This window comes from Flavobacteriales bacterium (assembly GCA_020435415.1).
Taxonomy (GTDB): domain Bacteria; phylum Bacteroidota; class Bacteroidia; order JACJYZ01; family JACJYZ01; genus JACJYZ01.
Window position 1 is genome coordinate 16,089 of the sequence record JAGQZQ010000004.1, and the last position, 22,270, is coordinate 38,358.

10 protein-coding genes are annotated in these 22,270 nt (G+C 47.6%); 6 read left to right on the forward strand and 4 right to left on the reverse strand.

Annotated features, from left to right (window positions below; translation table 11 throughout):
- Positions 1-27: 27 nt before the first annotated feature.
- The 6 genes from KDD36_01525 to KDD36_01550 all read left to right on the forward strand — a co-directional run bounded on the left by KDD36_01525 (position 28) and on the right by KDD36_01550 (position 18,887).
- Positions 28-11,208, forward strand: coding sequence for a hypothetical protein (locus KDD36_01525; protein ID MCB0395300.1), 11,181 nt, complete (start codon positions 28-30; stop codon positions 11,206-11,208).
- 50 nt (positions 11,209-11,258) lie between these two features.
- Complete coding sequence (locus tag KDD36_01530; protein MCB0395301.1) at positions 11,259-11,978, forward strand: hypothetical protein; 720 nt, start codon at positions 11,259-11,261, stop codon at positions 11,976-11,978.
- Between the two features lie 150 nt (positions 11,979-12,128).
- Complete coding sequence (locus tag KDD36_01535; protein ID MCB0395302.1) at positions 12,129-12,566, forward strand: hypothetical protein; 438 nt, start codon at positions 12,129-12,131, stop codon at positions 12,564-12,566.
- A 6-nt stretch (positions 12,567-12,572) separates the two neighbouring features.
- Positions 12,573-17,639 carry a hypothetical protein gene (locus KDD36_01540; GenBank protein ID MCB0395303.1) on the forward strand — a complete coding sequence of 1,689 codons (5,067 nt, stop codon included), beginning with the start codon at positions 12,573-12,575 and terminating at the stop codon, positions 17,637-17,639.
- Positions 17,640-17,654: 15 nt separating this feature from the next.
- Entirely contained in the window at positions 17,655-18,182 is a 528-nt protein-coding gene (locus tag KDD36_01545; protein ID MCB0395304.1) for an OmpH family outer membrane protein, read from the forward strand.
- A 42-nt stretch (positions 18,183-18,224) separates the two neighbouring features.
- Positions 18,225-18,887 (forward strand): hypothetical protein, encoded by a 663-nt coding sequence (locus KDD36_01550; GenBank protein ID MCB0395305.1) that lies wholly within the window; start codon positions 18,225-18,227, stop codon positions 18,885-18,887.
- A gap of 68 nt (positions 18,888-18,955) precedes the next feature.
- Here KDD36_01550 and KDD36_01555 read toward each other — a convergent pair whose 3' ends face one another.
- From KDD36_01555 to KDD36_01570, 4 genes are all read right to left on the reverse strand, one after another.
- On the reverse strand, positions 18,956-19,861 hold the full coding sequence (locus tag KDD36_01555; GenBank protein ID MCB0395306.1) for an FkbM family methyltransferase: 906 nt from the start codon (positions 19,859-19,861) through the stop codon (positions 18,956-18,958).
- Positions 19,862-20,058: 197 nt separating this feature from the next.
- Complete coding sequence (locus KDD36_01560; protein ID MCB0395307.1) at positions 20,059-20,493, reverse strand: T9SS type A sorting domain-containing protein; 435 nt, start codon at positions 20,491-20,493, stop codon at positions 20,059-20,061.
- Positions 20,494-20,495: 2 nt separating this feature from the next.
- Positions 20,496-20,951: a DNRLRE domain-containing protein gene (locus tag KDD36_01565; protein MCB0395308.1), complete on the reverse strand. Its 456-nt coding sequence runs from the start codon at positions 20,949-20,951 to the stop codon at positions 20,496-20,498.
- A 142-nt stretch (positions 20,952-21,093) separates the two neighbouring features.
- A complete protein-coding gene (locus tag KDD36_01570) occupies positions 21,094-22,248 on the reverse strand; it encodes a glycosyltransferase (GenBank protein MCB0395309.1) in 1,155 nt (384 codons plus the stop codon).
- Between the last annotated feature and the right edge of the window lie 22 nt (positions 22,249-22,270).

The window sequence follows — 22,270 nt, forward strand, 5'->3', positions numbered from 1 at the left end:
AAAACTATCCATCGCCTATCGCCACAGATGATGTTCCTTACCACCATATACCAACGTTTCCTTATTTGTCTGGGATGTTTCTTCCTTCTGACAGGACCCGTGCAGGCACAGCTCAGTAATAATGGGGCGCGCATCAAATTGTATCATGGCGTAAAGCTTCAGGTACATGGTGATGTTGTGAACAAGAAAAGCGGAGAGTTTGATCTCCGTGGTACACTTCGCCTGAAAGGAGATTGGACAAATAATGCAGATAATCCTGGCTTTAGCGATCAAAGCGGAAATGGTGCCGTAGAATTTTTTGGTGGATACAAGCAGTATGTTACTGGAGTTACCCCGACGGAGTTTTATAAACTTCGTCTGGGAAAATCCGATAATGCCGTGGAAGCAGATACAACAATCACTATCATGGATAGTTTGTTGCTTTCCGGTGGTGTGCTGATCACTTCTGCTTCCAATTACCTGATCATGAATGATGACGCCGGTGCCACCGGAGGTAATGGCAGCAGTTTCGTGCAGGGGCCGATGAAAAAGATCGGCGACGAAGCATTTACTTTTCCACTGGGAAGAAGAGATAGCTATCAACCGTTGGTCATCACCGCACCCGCTTCCGCCACCGATGCATACGTGGCAGAATATTTTGATTATGAACAGGATCTCGGTTTTGAAAAGGATGATTCATTAAACTACCTAAGTACTTGTGAATTCTGGAATCTGAACCGGACATCCGGAAGTTCGGATGTGACCATCACCCTCGGATGGAACACGAATAGTTGTGACATTTCCAAATCCTCTGATGTCAGAATCGCCTATTGGCAAGGAGATTCCATATGGGCCAACCTGGGCATCGGATCAACTTCGGGAGATGCTGACAACGGTACGATCCAGTCACCCGCTGCAGTGACCGCGTTTGGCTCTTTCACTCTCGCCAGTGTGATCCCCACCACCAATCTGCAAAGTGCTTTTTGTGATATGGCGGGCCTCACACTCTCGGATACACTCCTTGCTGATACGGTCAGCGGTGTGACCAGTTATGAGTTCTACATTTTTGATAGCACAGGTTTTGCCAGGTATGTTGTTCGCGATGATGTGTCATTGCCGCTTTCACTGGTCAGCGGATTGAAGTACGGAAGTACATACCAGGTACAGGTCCGGGTTCTGGTAGGAGAAAAGCTGGGTGCATATGGTGATACCTGTGATATTATTTTTGATGAATTCGCTCCTACTTCATTAACGTCAACATGGTGTGATGTGGATGATGTCAGCATTGCCGATACCCTCCAGGCCCAGGTTGTGCCAGGCGCGAAAGGCTATGAGTTTCTTGTTGAAGATACAGCTACCGCAGCTACTTACAGCAAAACCTATGTGCGTAACAGCAGGGATGGTAAGTTGCCCTTGATTGCTATGGACAGCCTGGAGTATGGTATCACCTATCGTGTGGCGGTTCGTTATTTTGTGGGTGAGGATACCATTACATGGGGAGATACCTGTCACATTGAACTCATTGATCATCCCCTCACCAAACTGCAAAGTGAATGGTGCCCCGCAAATGATCTGACACTGGCAGACACCGTGGAAGCAGAGATTGTGCCCGGTGCACTCCACTACCAGTTTTATTTTGAAGATACCGCCACCGGCGCCACATTTACTGCCGAGTATACCAATGATACATACCGCCTCGCACTTGACGATGTGGATGGTCTGGAATATGGTGTCACATACCTGGTCACGGCAAAAAGTATTGTAGGGTTGGACACGTCCGCATACGGCGATACCTGCTACATCGGACTCGATATACATCCCATTACCAAACTTCAGGTGCAGTACTGTGACAGCTCCGGTATCAGTATTGGTGATACGCTGCTGGCAGATATCGTAGCTGGCGCAGAGAAATACCAGTTCCATCTGTTCAAAGGTGGGGAGATCGATACCGTATACACCCGGGGCAATACCGATGGAAAATTCCCGCTGTCCGATATTCATGCACTTTTATTCGATTCAACTTACAGCATTGCTGTCAGGACCATTGTCGGCACGGATACTTCTGCATATGGAGATACATGTATGATAACCCTTCTTGATAGTGTGCCGGTAACAATACTTGACGAGAACGCATGCTATAATTACCAACTGGATTTTGACGATGAAGTTTATGCCGAACTGGTGCCTGGCGCCTCGGTTTATCAATTCAAAGTGGAGAATGCGGATTCAGCATATAGCGAGACCTATACAAGGGAAAATGCCGACGGTCTCCTCGACCTCAATGAACTGACGGATCTTGAATACAACGTGCTTTACGATGTCATTGTCCGGGCCGCCATCAATAACGATACCGCACAGTGGGGGGATACCTGCCGGATCAAACTTCTGCCCAGGACCCAGCTCATCACGGATGACTGCGATAAGCTCATGAATCTCCAGGATAGCCTGGTGGCGGATACTGTTCCACTTGGTACGGGGTATGAGTTTACTTTTATAGATGATACCACCAATTTCCGCTTGTCATATGTCATAGATGCAACACACGGGATTCTGGTGCTGGATAGTGTTGAAGGCCTCAGGTACAATAAGACCTACCAGGTGCTGGTGCGTACCATCGTGGAAAGTGACACAGCCAACTACGGTGACACCTGCTCCCTGATGCTGATCGAGCAACCACTGACCAAATTGATCACGGAAGACTGCGATGTGACAGACTTTGTGATGAGCGATACCCTTGAGGCAGACCCCGTGGTCGGTGCCACTTCTTATGTATTCTTTTTTGAGGATACCAACTCGGTCGACACCACCGGCTATATCGGAAAAGTGGTGGTGGACAGCACGGATGCGGTGTTGCCCTTGCTGCAGGCCACGGGACTGGAATACGGTGCCACCTATTATGTGCGTGTCGCACCCATCGTAGGTAGTTATGAAGGCGAGTATGGCGATACCTGTCTGGTTACTTTTATCGAACACCCGCTGACAAATATCAACGAGACATGGTGCGACGTGGAGGACATTACCCTGGCGGATACCCTGCAAGCCGAGGAAGTGGATGGTGCACATACCTATCAGTTCTTTGTCTGGGATACCGCTGCTGCAGGTACCTACACGGAAACTTTTTACCGGTACAGCTATGACGGACTTCTTCCTTTGCACGATCTCGACAGTGCCCGTTATGGAATAACCTATGGCGTGAAAGTGGCTACCGTGGTGGGAGCAGATACCTCCGCTTATGGCGATACCTGTTATTTCGGCCTGACCGATCTTCCCGTTACACAACTTACCGATTACTGGTGCGACTCCATCGGCGTATCCATGGCCGATACCCTGGAGGCGGAAGCCATCGGTGGCGCAAAGACTTACATTTTCTTCTTCGAGGATACGGTGACGGCCTCCGAATTTATGGTCTCCGATACCATTTTTGATGATACCCCCCGTATACCTTTGTTGGATGTACCCGGGCTGAAATATGCCACCACCTATGCCGTGAGCGTAAAGGCCGTGATCGGGGGAGATACAACCGCCTTCGGGGATACCTGTCTCGTAAGTATGTTCGATAGCATTCCGGTGACCAAGCTTCATGACAGTTTCTGTGATTCACTCAATATCTCGCGTGATGCCATCGTGTATTCGGATCTTGTTGTGGGTGCCGATCAATACCTGTTCATGCTGGTGGATACCGCAGCGGATGATACGCTTTCTTATATAAGACCCTATGGAGATGGTAAACTGATCCTGGCCGATGTGGAAGGCCTTGCCAATCCTGTAACCTATGCTGTCAGGGTACGCGTGGTGATGGATGAAGATACGGCCCAGTTCGGTGGAACATGCTACCTTCGAACGGATACGGCCACGCAGTTGGCAGCATTGTACTGCGATACCATGAATGCAGGTATTACAGATACCCTTTATGCAGACCTTCTTACCGGTGCCACTGCTTACGGATTTATCCTTGCGGATACCGCGTCCAGCTTCACCACCACCTGGTGGCGTGACGATACCGATGGCATGCTGCCGCTGGGTGAAGTGGATAGCCTTGAATACGGGACCGTGTACGAGGTTCGGGTGAGAGCCGTCCTGGGTGGTGATACCACATACTATGGCAGTACCTGTACAATATCTATCGAATCGCATCCCGTTACGAAATTATCAACCACATGGTGCGATGCCACGGATGTCGAGATCGGAGATACGCTGCAGGTGGATACCATAGCAAAAGCAAGCGCCTACCTGTTTGCCATCGAGGATACGGTGACCGGGCAGGAGTTCAAAGCATTCCATATGCGTGATTCTTCCGATGGCAAGCTACCGCTTGTGGATGTGGAGGGATTGACTTACGGTCGTACCTACCTGGTCAGTGTGCAGTCGATTGTTGGTGAAGAAATCAGTGCCTGGGGCGACACCTGTGAGATAACGCTGATCGAACATCCCACAACCCAACTGAATATTTTTTGGTGCGATAGCAATGATATTAGTCTGTCTGATACGTTGGCGGCTGATATTGTACCGGGCGCTTCGATCTATGAGTTCGTGATCGAGGATACGGTGACCGGTGCTACTTACACCCAAACGCATTTCCGCAACGATGCCGACGGATTGCTCATTCTGGCGGATGTGGATAGCATGACCTATGGCCATACGTACCGTGTGTTTATCCGGACATATGCCGGTGACGATACCTCCGCATACGGCGATACCTGCCATATCGGTATCATCGACCATCCGACAACACAATTGCAGGAGCAATGGTGCGATAGTTCAGGTGTTGCGCTGAATGATACGGTAACCGCTGATACGGTCGGAGCAGCCTGGCGCTATGAGTTCGCCATCATGGATTCCGCCACGGCCTTTGCCACCACCTATATGAATGATGACGGCAATCCATTGCTGTTCCTCGGAGAGGTGGACAGTCTCTTTTATAAAAAGACCTACCTCGTGGCGGTGCGCACTTATGTGGCCGGCGATACTTCCGCCTGGGGTGATACATGTAAAATACGGACACCGGATGAGGTGCCGTCCACCACACTTACATCCACCGATTGCAGTAAACGCGACCTTTCACTGGATAATGTGCTCTCGGTGGATGAGATCGCCGGGGCCACCCGCTACCTCTTCGAGCTCGAGGACTCGGCCACGGCGGAATTGTTCACTTACATCGACAGTGTCGGAGGCGGCCTCGTACTGGGTGACATCGAAGACCTCGGTTATGGCAACGCTTATGATGTGTATGTGAAGGTGGTCTCAGGTGCGGATACGTCCGATTGGGGTGCCGCATGCACCATCGCCATGCTGGCCGATATTCCGGTCACTTCGCTGGATGCAGAGGGTTGCTACGCCGTGAACCTGGATACCACCGATGCGGTCTATGCCGAGCCGGTGACCGGTGCCACGGAATACGATTTTCATATTTACAATACAGACCTGGCCTTTGATGAACTGTATACGGATACCACGGGTGCAGGTATCCTGCCGCTGGATAGCGTTTCAGGCTGGTCTTACGGTTATTCTTACAATGTGGAAGTGCGTTCCCTTGTTGCCGGTGAGCTGTCTTCATACGGCGGAACATGCCCCATTACGCTTCTGTCGGATACCACATGGCATTTGTTTACCTGGGCCTCTTCCGCCAACGTGAGTATTGTGGATGGTGACATTACAAAGTCGGGTACGGATGGCGACTGGACGGATGCATACGCAATTTCTGAAGACTCCATCGACAGCGGTGGCGACGGCTATGCGGAATTCTCCATGACCACCGAAACGGATACATATATTTTCGGTCTTTCACAATCCGGTGCACCTTACGATAGCCTGGATCATGCCATCCTGATCGACAGTGGTGAGGTGTTTGTGATGGAGGCCGGTATAAACCTGGGCCTGATGGCCACAGCGGAAGCCGGCGATGTGCTGAGCATCGAACGCATAGGCAGTGAAGTGGTATACAGAAACAACGGAGAGGCATTTTACAATTCTTATCCTAACACCGACCTGGTGCTTCACGTGCAAATTCATCTGTTCAATGATGGCGCTGAAGTGGGGGCGATCGGTGGGTATGAAACACCGGGTCCGGCATTCCCTCCATGCAACCTGGATATGAACTGGTCTTCTTCGCGGTTCTTCAACGGCTATGGAACCGGCCAGGGCAATGTGATCGCAGAATCGAAAAGTATCAGCGATTATATGGGAAGACCCATTCAGGGGCTGGTTAAGAATATGACTGAGAATGTGGTACTGGCTGCCGAACCGATGTATGATGACCTGGGGCGTCGAGTGGGACAAACACTGCCGGCTCCGATCAACAGCAGCCATCTGTGCTACAAGCAAAAGTTCGTGGTAAACCCGGACGGAGGTAAGTACAATACGAATGACTTCGACAATTCCGATGATCATATTGCCCAGGCGGGCACTTATGGTACGGTGAACAACCCGAGGGCCGTTCGGGGCAGTGCTTTTGATATTGGTACACTGGGGTGGTACTACAGCGATAACAACACCCTGGAGTCCCACGTGGATGTGAGCAGCTATCCGTATTCCCGGGTGGAATATGATGACAACAACCCGGGCCAGGTCAAACGGGTCTCGGCAGTAGGCGATGAGTTGCGAATGGGTAAGGGACGTGAAGGTGTGGCCTTCTCCATGCCCGCTTCCGGTGAATTGCACTATGTCTTCGGTTATGCCAACGGGTGGACCGTAGATTACTTCGATACCCACGGCACGCCGGTGGCCGGGAATTTCCAGGCAACCTACAAGGTGATGAAGCATATCTCCGTGGACCCGAACGGCATCGAAACGGTGAGCTTCACCGATTATGACGGCAAAATGGTGGCTGCCTGTCGCAGCGGCAGTGTGGATGGCGCCAACGTACGGACACAGAAAGTACAGGAGTCGTTCCAGAAAGGAAAGCGTTGCATCGACATTCACCTGCCGGAAGGTTGCGAGTCGTCGCTGGAGCTGACTTCCGGCCAGGATCTTATCTACAACATCCTTGACCTGGAAACCGATGAGCTCGTGAAGGTCAACGGATCCGTGAACTTCAGCGGCGGAAAACCATACCTCGACCCCGGCTTCTACCGCATCATTCATGTAACGGATTACAACGACTACAGCGGTGCGCTTCCGGTGACCTACAACCTGAACTACCACGACTTCACCGCTTACTATTATGACCGGGCCGGTCGTCTGTCCTCCATCATTCCGCCTATTGGCATCGATGATACTTATGACCCTAAATCCGTTGTGGTAAGCAAGCGGAAGAAAAGCGAAAGTTTTAATGCCGGCAGTGGTATGTGGGGAGTCAGCAACAAACAGGCTGCCGGTTTTACACTGGATCTTGCCACTGCCGTTGATCCGTCCGGAAGTTCGTTTGCCAACCTGGTCGTGACCCTGTCCAAATCCAACGTGGTCATATCCGATCCGCAAAACCCCGGACTCACTTCCGGCAGGTTAGCCTTCGGCACGACCACGGTGAATACAGTCCCTTCGGATGTGACCGGTTTCGGGGTTATAGATGAAGATGATCCGCTGGCCCAGGGACCTGATCCGGGATGTGATTGCGGTCCGGGTGCCTGGTGCTTCACCGGTAGTGAGGCGGCGGCCATCAGTGATGCGGAAAACAAATGTTCCCGCATGGGGGCATGGGGCAAAGAAGCCATTGCCATTGACCGTGGAAGTGGTGAGTGGTGCCTGGCCTGCGGTGCTGACAAACCCATACCGGAAGGGCCCAAGTATGAGATCGAGGTGGCGCTGTACTGCAATGATGCACAGGGTGCACTTATCCGGGATGACCTCGTCTTTTACGCCTATCACCATGAAGGTAAAACACCCGAATGGACCTTCCGGAGTGATCCCAATAGCCTCGGTACCAACACCGCTGCCGTTGAATGGGCTGTCATCGATCAGGACCTGATGGAAACCACCACCCAGGTTTATGTAAAAGTGGTTTCTATGAAGGAGTTTGATTATACCATCGGTGGAAAACTTGAAACCTTCGACTACGATCTGCTGGACGGTATGAAACTGTCTCTGAATGCCTCGGTGCATAACATCCCCGGCCTGCCGCAACATGCCCAGGCCACGCATTTTGAGTACAATTCCCTGGGCCAGCAATTGTCTTCCGTGACACCCGATGAAGGGAAAACGGAATTCGTGTACCGGAGGGACGGACAGATCCGTTTCTCACAGGATGCCCGTCAGGCTTCTGAAGATAAGTTTACCTACTTCAGCTACGATCGTTTCGGCCGGTTGGTGGAGTCAGGTGAATATGAATCTCCTTCATCCGGTGCGGGTGTCTACTTCCAGAACCATCAGGGGGAACACAGTGCACCCGGAGGTTGCAGTCCGTGTACCGCCGCAACGGATGCCTCCGTGCTGGAAGTCCTTGACGGACTGAACGACAGCTACTGTTCCGAAGTGATCACCACAACTTTTGATGTGGCGGACGATGCCGGCATCGCATCTGTGAATACGGAACTCGGAAGCACATACAGCCAACGCTACCTTCTGGGCAAGGTCTCCAAAACAGAAAAGGAAGGCCTGTCCACCACATGGTACAGCTATGATGAACAGGGCCGTGTGGAATGGACAGCCCAACAGGTGGAAGGCATGACAACTTCCGGTACCGGTCACAAATTGCTGACCACCAACTATACGTACAACCGCTCCGGAACGGTGAGCGAGGTGGAATACCAGCAGGAGAGCTCAGGTACGGACAACGAACGTTTCGTGCACCTCTATGAATACGATAAGGACAACCGCCTCAGCGAAGTGGCATCCCGGCGCTATGACCAATATGGCGCCAGCCTGGGTGACCATGCGGAAGCGACCTATGCCTATTATGTGCACGGTCCGCTCAAACGCACCGAACTGGGCGGCGATGTCCAGGGCATCGACTATACCTACAACATCAACGGCTGGCTGAAAGCCATCAACCATCCTGATCTGGATGCCGGAAAAGACCCCGGGCGTGATGGCTACGGAGGTGAACACGCAGCTTTCGGAAAGGATGCTTTTGGTATGGCGCTGGATTATTACGACAACGACTACCAACGCAGCTACACCGATCTGGTCAGCGGCCTGAGCTCCGACGTCAGCTATTACAACGGCAACATCAAATCGCAACGCTGGCAGAATGCCTACGCCAGCGCTGCCCCGCCGACGGGTGAGCAGTGGATGTACTCCTACAACTATGACCACCGCTACTGGATTACCGGCGCGGATTTCGGTACCTTTGATCAGGCGACCGAAATGAAAACAGGCACGGACAACTACAAGGTGTGGAACATCACCTACGACAAGAACGGCAACCTGCAAACCCTGAACCGCAACGGCTACGGAGGCACCCAAAGCATGGACGAGTTCACCTACCACTACAATACCTTTGACCTGCATGGTCAGACCCGCACGGGCAACCGCTTGCAGAAGGTGGACGATCCGGTGACGGCAGGCAACTATTCCATGGACTATGATGACGAACATAGCGGTACAGACTATGTTTATAATGATATAGGCCAGCTGGCCGAAGACCTGGAAGAAGGACTTTACTATACCTACAACCTTGCCGGACAGGTGACAGGTGTTTACAATGATGCCTCTCACACCTCCCCGAAGGTGACCTATGCATATGATGAAACGGGCTTCCGTATTCTGAAGACAGATCACAGCGGTCCGAAATACACCTGGTATGCCCGTGATGCAAGCGGCAACACCCTGGCCATTTATGAACGTGACGGAGGTGATCTGGAACAAACGGAGATCTCGCTCTATGGTTCTGGCCGGTTGGGTATTTATGATGTAGGGCTTGAGGTGTATGTGTATGAACTGACGGACCACCTGGGCAATGTGCGGGTGACGGTGAGCGGCGAGAAACAGGAAGACGAGGAATTCTATTTTGAAGATTTTGAAGGGATTGATGAAGAAGCAGGCATTTGTGTGGATGGAACCTGGGCATCAGGTTCCGGTGTGACGGCGGATCTGGTGGATGGCCCGGATGGTAAGCGCATGGATCTGGTCATCACTCCTGTGTTTGAAGGTATTCATTTCTCGATATCAACGGAAGTGGGTGAGGAGTATATCATCCGCCTGGATGCGGACATGGTTTCCGGTGTCATTGGCATAGAACCACGCAAATGCGGCGCCTCCACGGATATCTTAGGTTACCATGCGATCACGGATGGCGTGAATGAGATGACGTTTACCGCTCTGACCACGACCACACGCATCAAGTTCGTGAACTCATCGGCCAATCCATCGGAGGTCTATCTTGACAACCTGCTTATCACCGGCCCCGGCCTGGGTACCCAGGGTTACACGGCGGAGATCTTAAGCATTGCGGACTACTATCCCTTTGGCATGGTGATGCCGGGTGCCGAACACAGCTATGATAACGGTTACCGCTACACCTACCAGGGCCAGGAAGGGGAAGCGGAAAGTGGGGTGGAGATGGGAGCCTTCCAATACCGCGGTTTTGATAGCCGGTTGGGAAGATGGATGAACCCGGATCAGGCAAAGCAGTTTCATAGCCCGTATGTGGGGATGGGGAATGTGCCGATTGCGGGAGTTGACGGGGATGGAAGATATATTCATATAATTGGTGGGAATGAAGAACTACTATTGAATGCAATAAATTTATATAGTCAACTCCCAGGAGCTAATATAGGCAAATTAAGGGAGTATATGACGAGTCCTACAAAGCATATCTATATTAAATTTGGTGTAATAGGAACTGCTGGAAGTACACTAAATTTACCAGTTGGAACAGAGGAACACTTTCGTACTGTTGGTGGATTTAATACAGAGATACGCAGTGATCAAGAGTATCACCTTATCAGAGTTAGTAGTAATTTTTTGGAGGAGAAAGATGCAAAGTATCAAGCTCTCCTTGTAACTTTTGTTTTGGCACATGAACTAGATGCCCATGTCTTCTCCAATTTCTGGGAAGATAGAAACAGAACGGTGGCTGAGACAGAGACGCTTGGGCATAATGCATATGGTAATCATGGAATAGCAAGATCACCTGATGGATATTTGTTAAAGGAAACCCGTGATTTGGCTACACTAACTGATGCTGGCTCGAAGGCTTACAATCAGCTTACACAATTGTTAACCTGGAATGCATCACCTGAACCTATTAGTAAAGTGATCTCAAAGCAGGTCCATTATGTCTTGGGGAAAACGATATTGTTAACCCAGCCGAGAAGAATTGTTAAAGTTCAGAATTTACCTAAATATAGATAAATAAAGATTTATTAATAATTGCTGTTAATGCAACCATTTAATCGATAAGTATGATGCGATATCTTTTGCTTTACATTATAATGCTCGGGGTACCATCGGTAAATTCAAATAATATTCAAAGACCATTTCCGCAGATGCCGGAACAGCAAACTTGTCTTTGTTATGTTTTTGTTCCACGAGCTGGTAGTGAGGATTTACTGAAAATAACAGAAATGCCCCTGTATTTGTCTAAAGAACCTATGTTGTTGGGAGGGGATGTTTGGTATCCATTCCGTTTTGGAAATACTATAGAATTTAGATATGCACTAGATACTTCAGCTGTTTTGAGTGACTACATTGATAGCATAGGTACAACCTACTTTCTTCGTCTTAATAATAATGTCGTTGAGTTTAGAGATGCTATTGGTGTACCTCCTGGTTTTACTGTTAACAGCCCTTTGCGCTTATTTGATTTTAATAATCCTGAACAGAAAACCGAACTTTTAGCAGTACCCTATCTTCGATATCATTTGCTTGAAAAGAATAGCATTATTTATGATTATGCTTTGAAGGATACTTTGCATTTATACGATCTTAAAGGGTTTGAACAAGTGTATAAAAATAAGACAAATCATAGTGATAGTTCGAGCAATCAATATTTAATAGGTCAAACTGCTGCATCAGTGGCACCATTGTTCGAAAAATTAGTTGTGGGTGAGAGGTATGGGGTGTTATATTTTGAATACACTTTTGATGGGGCAGTATATAGGTGTCAAAGTGCGAATCGTTAAGACGAAAAACCCTACGCTGGCGCGGATTTGCAATCCGCGCCAAACGCTAGTGATGAATGGACAAATTAAATAACAAAAAAAGAAGAGTATATACATAATTAACTATGCTGATGTTACCATTGAAACCTGAGAGTGCCCCGGTTTTTAACAATGAGCACTATTGAAGCAATGAATATAGGAAATAGCATACGTGTTTTTGTTCCGGTTTTTATGCTGACGGTATCCTTTGCATACGCCCAGAATGATACCCCGGCAACCATCCCTTCCACGGTAGCAGATACCGCACAGGCGGCGCAGGACCTGCCTGTGCGTGATAAGAGCGGGATGAGTGCTGAGGACTACCGTATTAAAGCACAAAAACAAAGAAAGACCGCCAATACATGGCTGATCATGTCCAGCGCGTTGAGTGGGTCATATGCCGCTATTCCGGGGGATATGTCCATGCAGTCTGTTTCAGATGGACAGGAAACCGCAAGGGTATTGTTCGGCATCGCCGCTTTCGGTGTGGCCATGGCATCGCTCATTCATTTTATAAGCGCTTCAGACAATAACAAGAAAGCAGATAAACGAACTCCTGAAAATCCCTGAAGTAATATGATCATACCTCGTTTTATTCGCCGTATCCTGGCGGTTGCCTTTGCTCTGGTCATGACCGAAGCGGCCGTAGCCCCCACCGTCTCCCTGGCACTTACCAACAATATGCATCAACAGGAATACGCAAATTACGAGAGTAATAGCTCTTCGGATATGGTCAACCTGATAACCGGTAACTTCACATGGTCTATACCCACCGTATTTGTACCCGGACCTGAAGGAGGTTTCTCTATGCCCTTGTCATATCACGGAGGTATTCAGACAAACCAGGAAGCATCCTGGGTGGGCTTAGGCTGGAGCCTCAATCCCGGAGCTATTGTAAGAAATATTTCTCAGTATCCGGATGATGCAGTCACCGAACGGCAACTGGTTACGGCATGGGATCCGGGTGCAAATGGCTCGGTTGTTTCGATGCCCCTCTTTACTTTCACTAACCATTCCGAAGAAGGAACAGGCGTTTCAATAGGCCTGGGAAGTTTGGTCAGGGTCGGATTCGGTAACGATGCCGGATTGACTTTGGTGGGTGTAACATTGAATGATGAAGGTGTAAAGGTGGATCCCGTGGGTATAGCAATGGCAGCTATGACGGTATTATCTGCCGGAGCTTCTGCGGCAGCCACGGTAGCAGCTGGCGCAACAACCTCTGCAGCGATAACAAGTGAAGTTATGGGTTTGGCAGTAAGTGAGTTTACCGGGATGGGATTGAACTCTCTCATGTCAGGCCGAACATCCAATATAGCCAACATGAACGGATGGAAATTCGAATCGAGCACGAGGAATCCGCCCTTCTTTTCTTTGAGTGACTGGAAGTACTATCTGAACCTGAAAGCGGATCATACCATGAAGGGTTCCATGTACCTCGGAACGCATATTGCAGCACCGAATGCGCAGACTCCCAGTACCTATATACACCGGGGCGAACGTTTTGACTCTGACTACGAACCTGCCAAGCCTTTTGGAAGTTTTGAAGCCAGCGATATGCATATGACCGTGGAGGATTCTTATCATAAGTCCTATACTCCAACGAGCATTGCGTATGATAATTATAATGTAATGGGTGGTGGAATCAGCGGCTCGATTACACCATACAGACTGGATATAGGAACCCTGGCATTCCCTAATCAGGCATTGGATATCAGCAGGTATCAGCCGGTGAAGTTTAAGGAGGAGAATTTTTACGGTGGCTTGGAATTCTGGGAAAATCCTGTACAGTTCAAGTACGTCGGCGAGGTGGCTAATGCTTACAGATATCATGCGGGAAGTGCACATGAAGAAACGTATGATACACGCTTTGTGGAATCCGATGACGATTTTTCAGGTATTGCATATGCCATTAACGATCCTGCAGGTACTAGGCCCAACATAAGAAATTATAAAATCAGAGATGAATACGTATACAATGGTTATCAGGCAGAACCAGATCGCGCTCCTGCCGAGGGGTTAAAAAACAGGCATTTGGCCGGCGCAAGGCATATAAGTTATTTTACCAATAAGGAAATAGCGTCCGAATATGCCGTACAATTGGTCGATCTCACGGGTTTTGTGGACTTCCTTCCCCCGGAGAACGATCAGCATTATATGAGCGGACAACAGCAAACAAGAGAAGAGTTCAGACAGTCTCTTCCGGTCGCAGGTATCGGTGGCTTTTCGATAACCAGGGAAGATGGCATGGTGTTCCACTATTCACTGCCTGTATATAATGTAAAGCAACATTCGTTATCAAAAAAAGGCACAGGTGATGGTAGCTTCTCAACGGTTTCTATGGATGAACCTTATGCGGTGACGTGGTTACTCACGGCCATCACCGGACCCGATTTTGTTGATCGGGGAGGTGGGTTGCTTAAGAAGGATGCCAACCATTATATTGATGAACATGATTGGGGTTATTGGGTTAAACTGGACTATGGCAGGTTTGCTTCACAATACAAATGGAGGTTCCCTTATTGGGGTTTTACGAATACGTCGGATGGGGCTTCTTATACCACAGGATTAAAAGAAACCTACTACCTGAATACGATCTCAACCCGTAGTCATACCGCACTGTTTATTAAAGATTTAAGAAAAGATGGCAGAGGGAGTTATAATATATATCAGCCCGATATTAACCCGAATATTAACGCTGCGTCCAGTTCAAAATATGATTATCCTGAGATATTACTTCCTTCGTCAAGTCTTAAACTAAAAGAAGTTATTGTTCTTAGAAACGAGGACTACCACTTGCTGACACAAGTTGGTGATGGAGGAAAAGGATTACACTGGGCGGTGGGGGCCGAGAATAACAGCAAGATTGAAAATGGAGATACCTTCGATTATGTGTTGGATAGCGAAGATATTACTTCGGACATTAGAATCTTTCTCAGATACAACCAATTGAGCAGGATAGAGTTTGAAATGGACTATTCATTATGCAAAGAAACACTGAATTCATTTGACCTGAATACGGCAGATCGTTCATGGATGGACGGAACCTTACCTACATATACAGGGAAAGATGGTAAACTTACTTTAAAAGAGGTGAAAGTTTATGGCAGAAAGGATGTCCGGGCCATGCCTGCTTATAAATTCTATTACAGTGGTGAAAATCCGAACTATCGACTGAACCACTATGATGCCTGGGGAATGTATAAGCCCTCCGGAGAGAACCACATGGAAGGAAGACATCCGGAAAATGCAGGAATAGCATGGTCACTGACAAAGATAGAAACTCCGCTGGGCTCAACTGTTGAAATCGACTATGAGCGCGACACCTACAGCCAGGTGAGTGGCTATCCGGTTAAGATCAAAGTTCCCCTGAATGCGAGTAACTATAATAATAAGACAAAGACCGTCTTTTATTCGGCATATGGAGACTTAAAAGACGGTTTGCTGGAGGCTGGAGATGAAATTGAAGTTCATGCATTCGCAACTTGTAACCATGGTTTGCCTCAATCATTTGTGGTTAATCAAACCGTAACCGAGGTTGGAAATGATTACTTCAAGATAAGTGATGCTATTGATTGTTCGAATAAAACGGTGAACTTCCCGTATTCTTCCTATATTTTGATTACGCCTAAGAAAAAGTACGGCGGGGATTTAAGGGTCTCCAAAATTACAGCGAGTAATACCGAAGGACATGAGAGCCAGACACGGTATATATATACCCAGAATCATCGGTCGGATGGGGTGAGTTCTGGCGTATGTTCCATGGAATCAGAGCTTGACCGAGGAGAAGATCTTGAAATCTATGACCTTTATGATTGTCCTCAAACACCCGTATTGTATCAATATGTGGACATTCTTCAAGGACAGTTTGAAGGTGATGATGAGAATGATTATCTGACAAGAAGCGAATATACGTTTGCTGTACCGCATCATGAAATGCTCAAACTGTATACCAAGACTTACGGTACTGAGTTAACCAATGGTAGTGTCACGGTTGCCAGTCATATAATAAAAAATTACACATCACGTATAGGTCAGCTGGAGGAGGTAAAGGAACTTGATAAACGGAGCAATACCTATAAAAGCGTAAAGTACAATTATTGGGATGGGAAGCAAAGTGATCTGGCAAAGTATGATTATATCGGGCAATTTACTGAGAGCACGTTACTTTGCGACCGTGTACGTTATCAGTATACAGAGGATGGTGAAACGCACTGGTCAGCAGCTGATAAATTCTTACGCACAACCAAGGTTACGTATCCATCAATCCTTCAATCCGTTATCCTTACCGAAAAAGGTCAGTCCAAAACCATCACCAACACGGCCTATGATTTTCTGACGGGCAATGTATTGGAAACGGAGTACAGGAATTCCTTCGGGGATGAGTACAAGACCATGTCCGTGCCGGCATACAAAATATATGATGCAATGGGTTCCAAAGTGGATGACATCAACAACAAGAATATGCTCACCCAGGAAGGTGCCCAGTACCTCTACACCAAAGTGGATGGGGCGTGGAAGCCCATTGCCGCCTCCGTCCAGACCTGGAATGATGAATGGAATTACCGGGAATACAATGCCAGCAAGAAAGCCTACGAGGACAAAGGAACTTCTGCATCCCAAACGCCCGTATGGCGCAAGTATAAAAGCTATATATATAAATCATTGCTGGACGACGAACGCAAGGGCCTCCTCATGAATGCATCCAATACCGGGGTGGCGGATATCAACGGCTATACCGGCGCCGATGACTTTGATTGGACGCCCGGAGAGGAAGTCGCCAACGAAGCCAAAGGCTGGCTCGTAGCCAGTGAGATCACCCGCTACAATCATTATTCGCATCCTCTGGAAGTGAAGGATATCAATGGCAATTACGCTTCCACCCGCCTGGATGCCACGGGAATTCATATGGTTGCTTCTGCCGCGGGCGCTGATTATAACAGTATGGCCTCCTCCGGTTTTGAGCAATCATACAGCCCCGCCACCGGCGTCACGCTCTTCGACAGCGAGATCACCAACGGCCAGATGCGCAATACACGCGAAGTACTGGCACACACCGGTAGCTATGTTGCGAAGGTGTCCGCCGGACAATATGGCCCTGCATACATTGTCAAATATACCCCCGGTAATACGGATAATATTGAGCGGGGCCGCACTTACCGCGCCAGCGTTTGGGTGCATAAGAACAGCCCCGATGAGGCAACATTGGTCGTGCACGTCAGCGGTACAAATGCACCTAACGGGGAGACACCGTTCAGCATTTCCAAAAGCTCAACCAATGCCATCAAGGCCGGCGACTGGTACCTGCTGAACCTGGATGTGGCCATCCCTTCCAATTATGTATCCTCGGGAGGCAATGCCCATGACGATGTACGCGTCTATCTCTGGAATCCCGGAAGCAAGGCGGCCTACTTTGATGATTTCCGCTTCCGTCCCATTGATGCACCGATGACGTCTACGGTTTACGATGAACTCACAGGCCAGGTTGTGGCTACCCTTGATAACGAGAACTTCGCCACCACATACCGCTATGATCCCGCCGGTCGCCTGGTGGAGGTGAAAAGGGAGTTTGCCGATAAGGCAGGTGAGACCGGGGGCTTTGTCAAGGTGAGTGATTATAAGTATAACTTTGGCCGGCAACCATAGAATAACCATGCAATGATGAACAAAGTAACCCTCACGTTAAGCGTCGCCGCACTTTTGCTGTCGACATCCTTATATTTCTTCGGATTTACTTCAGGTGATAAAATAGCATACGTGGAGAATACCCGCCTGGTCCTGGAATACAAGGCCATGAAAGAAGCCCGCGCCGCCTTTGAACAAAAGGCTAAATTATGGCAGGACAATGTCGATACCCTGGGCGCTGAAATGCAGCGCAAACTTCAGGAGTATGAGAAGAAACGTGCCTCATTATCCGAAAGTGAGTTGAAACTGATGGAAGAATTGTTGAATACCAAAGATCAGCAATACCGCCAATACACCGAAGCCATGCAACAGAAATACCGTGAGGAAGAACAAAAATACCAGGGCGAGGTGATCCAGCAAATGAACACCCTTATCAAGGACTGGGGCAAGGAACATCACTACCGCATCATCATGGGCGCCACAAATATGGGAAACGTGGTCTATGCGGATGAGGCCATCAATGTCACCGATGAGGTGCTGAAAATGTTGAACGGGGAGGAATAGGTATGTTTAAGGTTCAAGGTCTAAGGTTTAAAGTTGCCTCGCGTGTGGGGTAGTCTTCCGGTCATGTGGTTGCCAGGCCGGGTTTTTACAGCATACTTTTCGCTGATCGGTTTCCTGTTTGCAGGATGTGTATTGTTGGTTTCCTGTGGTTCCGGAGATACCGTGACGAAGCAGGAACTTCAGGAATATCTCCGGGATGCGGAACACGGTCTTACCAAACAACGTGAAGTGGGAAATGCAAGGATCAGTCTGACCTACCGCCCGGTGGACCTGTTGGTGGAACGGGACCTGAGGGACCGGGAGCGGATCACGCAGGAAGCCATCGATTCAGCGCGTGCACCTTATTCGGATTTCCATTACTTCATCCTGAGTATGTCCGTCAACAACAAAGAAGTGGCTCATGCCAGTCTGTCCGACCGCACTGTATTTACACAAATGATTGAACGATTGTCTTTCGATATGGGGCGTTTCGTTTACATCATATCAGATCATAAGGATACTGTGCATCTGGCGGATTTTATCTATCCCCGCATGTATGGCATGACCGGCGGCACTGAAATGCTGCTGGCCTTCCCAAAGGCTTCACTGCAAAAGTCCCGAAGGTTTGAATTTGTATTGGAGGATATCGGGCTGCAGATCGGAACCACACGGTTTTCGTTTGAGACGGATGATCTGGGTCGTGTGCCGGTATGGGATTGGTCCTGATGGTCGTGTGTTGTACATCGTACCCATTGAGTGAAGGGGTATGCCAGTGCCAAAGTTTTTTGAATCCGTTATTCAACACTAATAAATTCCTCGATAAGGTGTTTTTTGCTTGGATGAACAAAAAAACAATTCCTTACGCCGTCATCCTGTGTTCTCTTGATTGAGGTTACCTTTTTTAAGCCCGTTCCAATGTGATTATAAAACTCATATCCAAAACCAGTCATGATTTCTTCCAGCTGTTCTTCGATCACATTAAATAAGGTCTCGCAAATAATTATGGGTTTCATCTGGGTTAATACCATTGTCGATTTGGATAGAATGAGATGTTCTGTTCCTTCAGTATCCATTTTAATAAGATCTATTTCCCGTTCGTTGTTTGTTGCAACGTATTGATCCAGGGTAGTAGTCCTGACTTTCGAGATGTGAAAATTTCTGCCGGTCGTTATGCTTCCCGCGTTACTTTCTCCAGCCAGACAGTGCTCCAGGAATTTGTATTTTTTATTGCGAATCTCATAAAAATCGATGGTGCCTTCAATGTTTGATAGGGCAATTGCTTCCACTGTAATATTGGATATGCCATTAATGGTAATATTGCGGTTCAGGTAAAATGCCGGACCTGTAGCCGGCTCGAAACATACAATTCGGATACCACTGTTCTCGGATGCGGCAATTAATGTGTAATACCCGAGGTTAGCACCAATATCATAAAATGAGTGAACTTTCTTAATGAGCTTTATAAAGATGGCGGTATACTCAAAGGTTTGGTATCCATCCCAAAAAATAACCGATCCGAACCCTGAACTTTGATTTAAGCTGAATTTAATGCTATTTCCGTTGCTGTTCTTCGCTTTGATAATTCCGGATGGCGGTATCCGTATCGAATTGGGAAGAAAGGGACTCAGAAGTTTATTAATATTTCTTAAAACATAATTTATGTTCTCGGAATATATGATCCTGTAAATCAGTTGTAGCATCTTTGGGTAAGTATTTGTCAATCCATAAGCACCTTCAAATCCCGATTAAAGATAACCATAGTAATTTATTTCGGAATGGTTTAATACAAAGGCTGGGAGATTGTATGGATTCAGCGGGTAGACGCATGACTCATTCATCCAGCATCTATTGATGGTGCGACTTAGATCATCCTCGAGAATAGCGGGTGATATTGTATTTATTGAGTGATCAATTCAATTCTGCCAATGGCTATCCCTTTGTTTGAGATTACTTTAACAAGGTAAAAACCAGGTTGCAGATTTGACAGATCAATGGATACCCTATCACGACTTACCTGAATTGATTGAACACGCACTCCGGATATGGTGTACACTTCCAGAACGGTATTATTTTCGTTATGAAAGTTAGAAGGAATTTTTACAGAAATACCACCGGTAGACGGATTCGGGAATATACTCAGTTCTTCAACATCTTTTTCGTTTCCGAATATCCCACTTTCCGTTGCATAACAAACTTCCAGTGTGGGATGTTTTGTACTATCTGCGACATCTATGGAGCAGAACAATAGAGCATTGGACGGAGTTTCATCAACAAGCCTTAGCAGGAAACCAAAATTGTCGCCTGAGTACATATCCTGAACCAACGATCGCACATCTATGGCGGATAATCCTGCACCGAGCTGGTGGACACAGGCAGTGTTACTTCATTTTGACTGGTCGTGGTCGGTTGTGAATTCCATGAAACGGTATTGTCCTGCCAATTTTGTGTGACTCTTTGTAACAAGGCGCTGTTGTTCTGTCCTGTATGACCGGGTAATGTACCAACAGGTCCTAAGGCATACAAATTCAGATTAGCACTGGTTATGGTTGCCCCATTTGGTATTCCTGAAAGATCAAAGTGGATCGATGCCCGGTTCTCGTTTAATCCTCCCGAGGCTCCGGGTATGATGTATGCAGGATTTTGAACAGCATCACCATAATTATTATTTGCGGTATTGTAATTGTCATGATATCCAATCGCAGCATCGTAATCTGCAATAATCGACACCGTTGTTTGTCCGTTTACTACCTGGACAAGCAAAAAAAGCATGCAGAGAACAATGTCTTTCATATCATGTTTTTAGGATGACGACTAGATGATATCTGATATACAAGAATGACAGTCAAGTGATACCCATCATTCAAAGATATTTATTTATCTGCATGTTTTTACTATGATTGCTATTTAAGGATTGGGACGCACGCATAACTAACTACTTTATCCTTTCTAATACACTCGTATAAATGCTGCTAATTTGATGACCAACAGAATTCTGACTGAATTTGTTAGCTACTGTACTTGCGATCATTGCCCTGTCGAAGGTTCTGGTCATTGCCTGAAGGATTGCGGATTCCCATGACGGGACATCATTTTTTGTGAGTACACCATTTTCTTCGTTGATTAATTCAGGAATGGCAGCTACCTCAGATGCGATGACAGGAAGGCCACACATTAGTGACTCGGCAATGACCACACTGAATGTTTCATAAAGTGTAGGGTGCAGAAGAAAATCCGAAGATTGCATTTTCTGAGCAATATAGCTTTTGGGTTTTTGCCCTGAGAATATGGCTTTGATCCCAAGGTCGCTTGCCTGTTTTTTCATTGCATCGATCATATTTCCGGATCCGATGAACTCCAGTTCAATTTTATAACCGGGGTGGCTTTTGTGAATGTTACCTATAGCCTGGATAACCAGTTCCGGGAATTTGAACTGAACCTTTCCCCTGGTCCAATTTGCTACCGCAATAAAACGAATGGGTCTATCAGTGTCAGGTTTTTTAGCTTTGAAGTGGAATGTCTCCTGGGGCACGACATTGGGGACAATGGAAATTTTTGCCGGATCATTTACGAATGGTTTTATTGCTTCTCTCAGGAAATCAGAAACAGCTAAGATTGCAGCAGTTCGATTATACGCCTGACGCCCCCTATTCTTATCCAGATGGGTGGTAAAAAACTTGTTCAGGCCTGACCAGTGTTCACTAATAATGTGAGGGATCCCCATTTTTTTCGAAAGCCGATCGCCGAAGATTCCGGCAGGGAAGACAACGTTAGAATGGATCATATCAAATCTTCCTGCCTCCGCCAGTTTAAACACCCTTCGTTCAACAATTTTATAAAAGAAACGACTAAAGTAGTAGTAACCCTTCCACAGCATAGAGCTGATAATTATTCTTGTTGTAGGCAGATCAGCTACTGTTTCACTTCGGTATTCAATAGAAAATAACCCGGAACCTTTTTGGATGCAAACGTGAACAACATGAATGTTTACACCCGTTTTTGCAATGGTGATAGCCTGTTCCTGAATAAAAATACCTTTACCGGGTAACTCTTGGGTTGGATACCAGAATGTGAGAAATAGAATATTCATCTAACCTATATTTGTAAGGTAA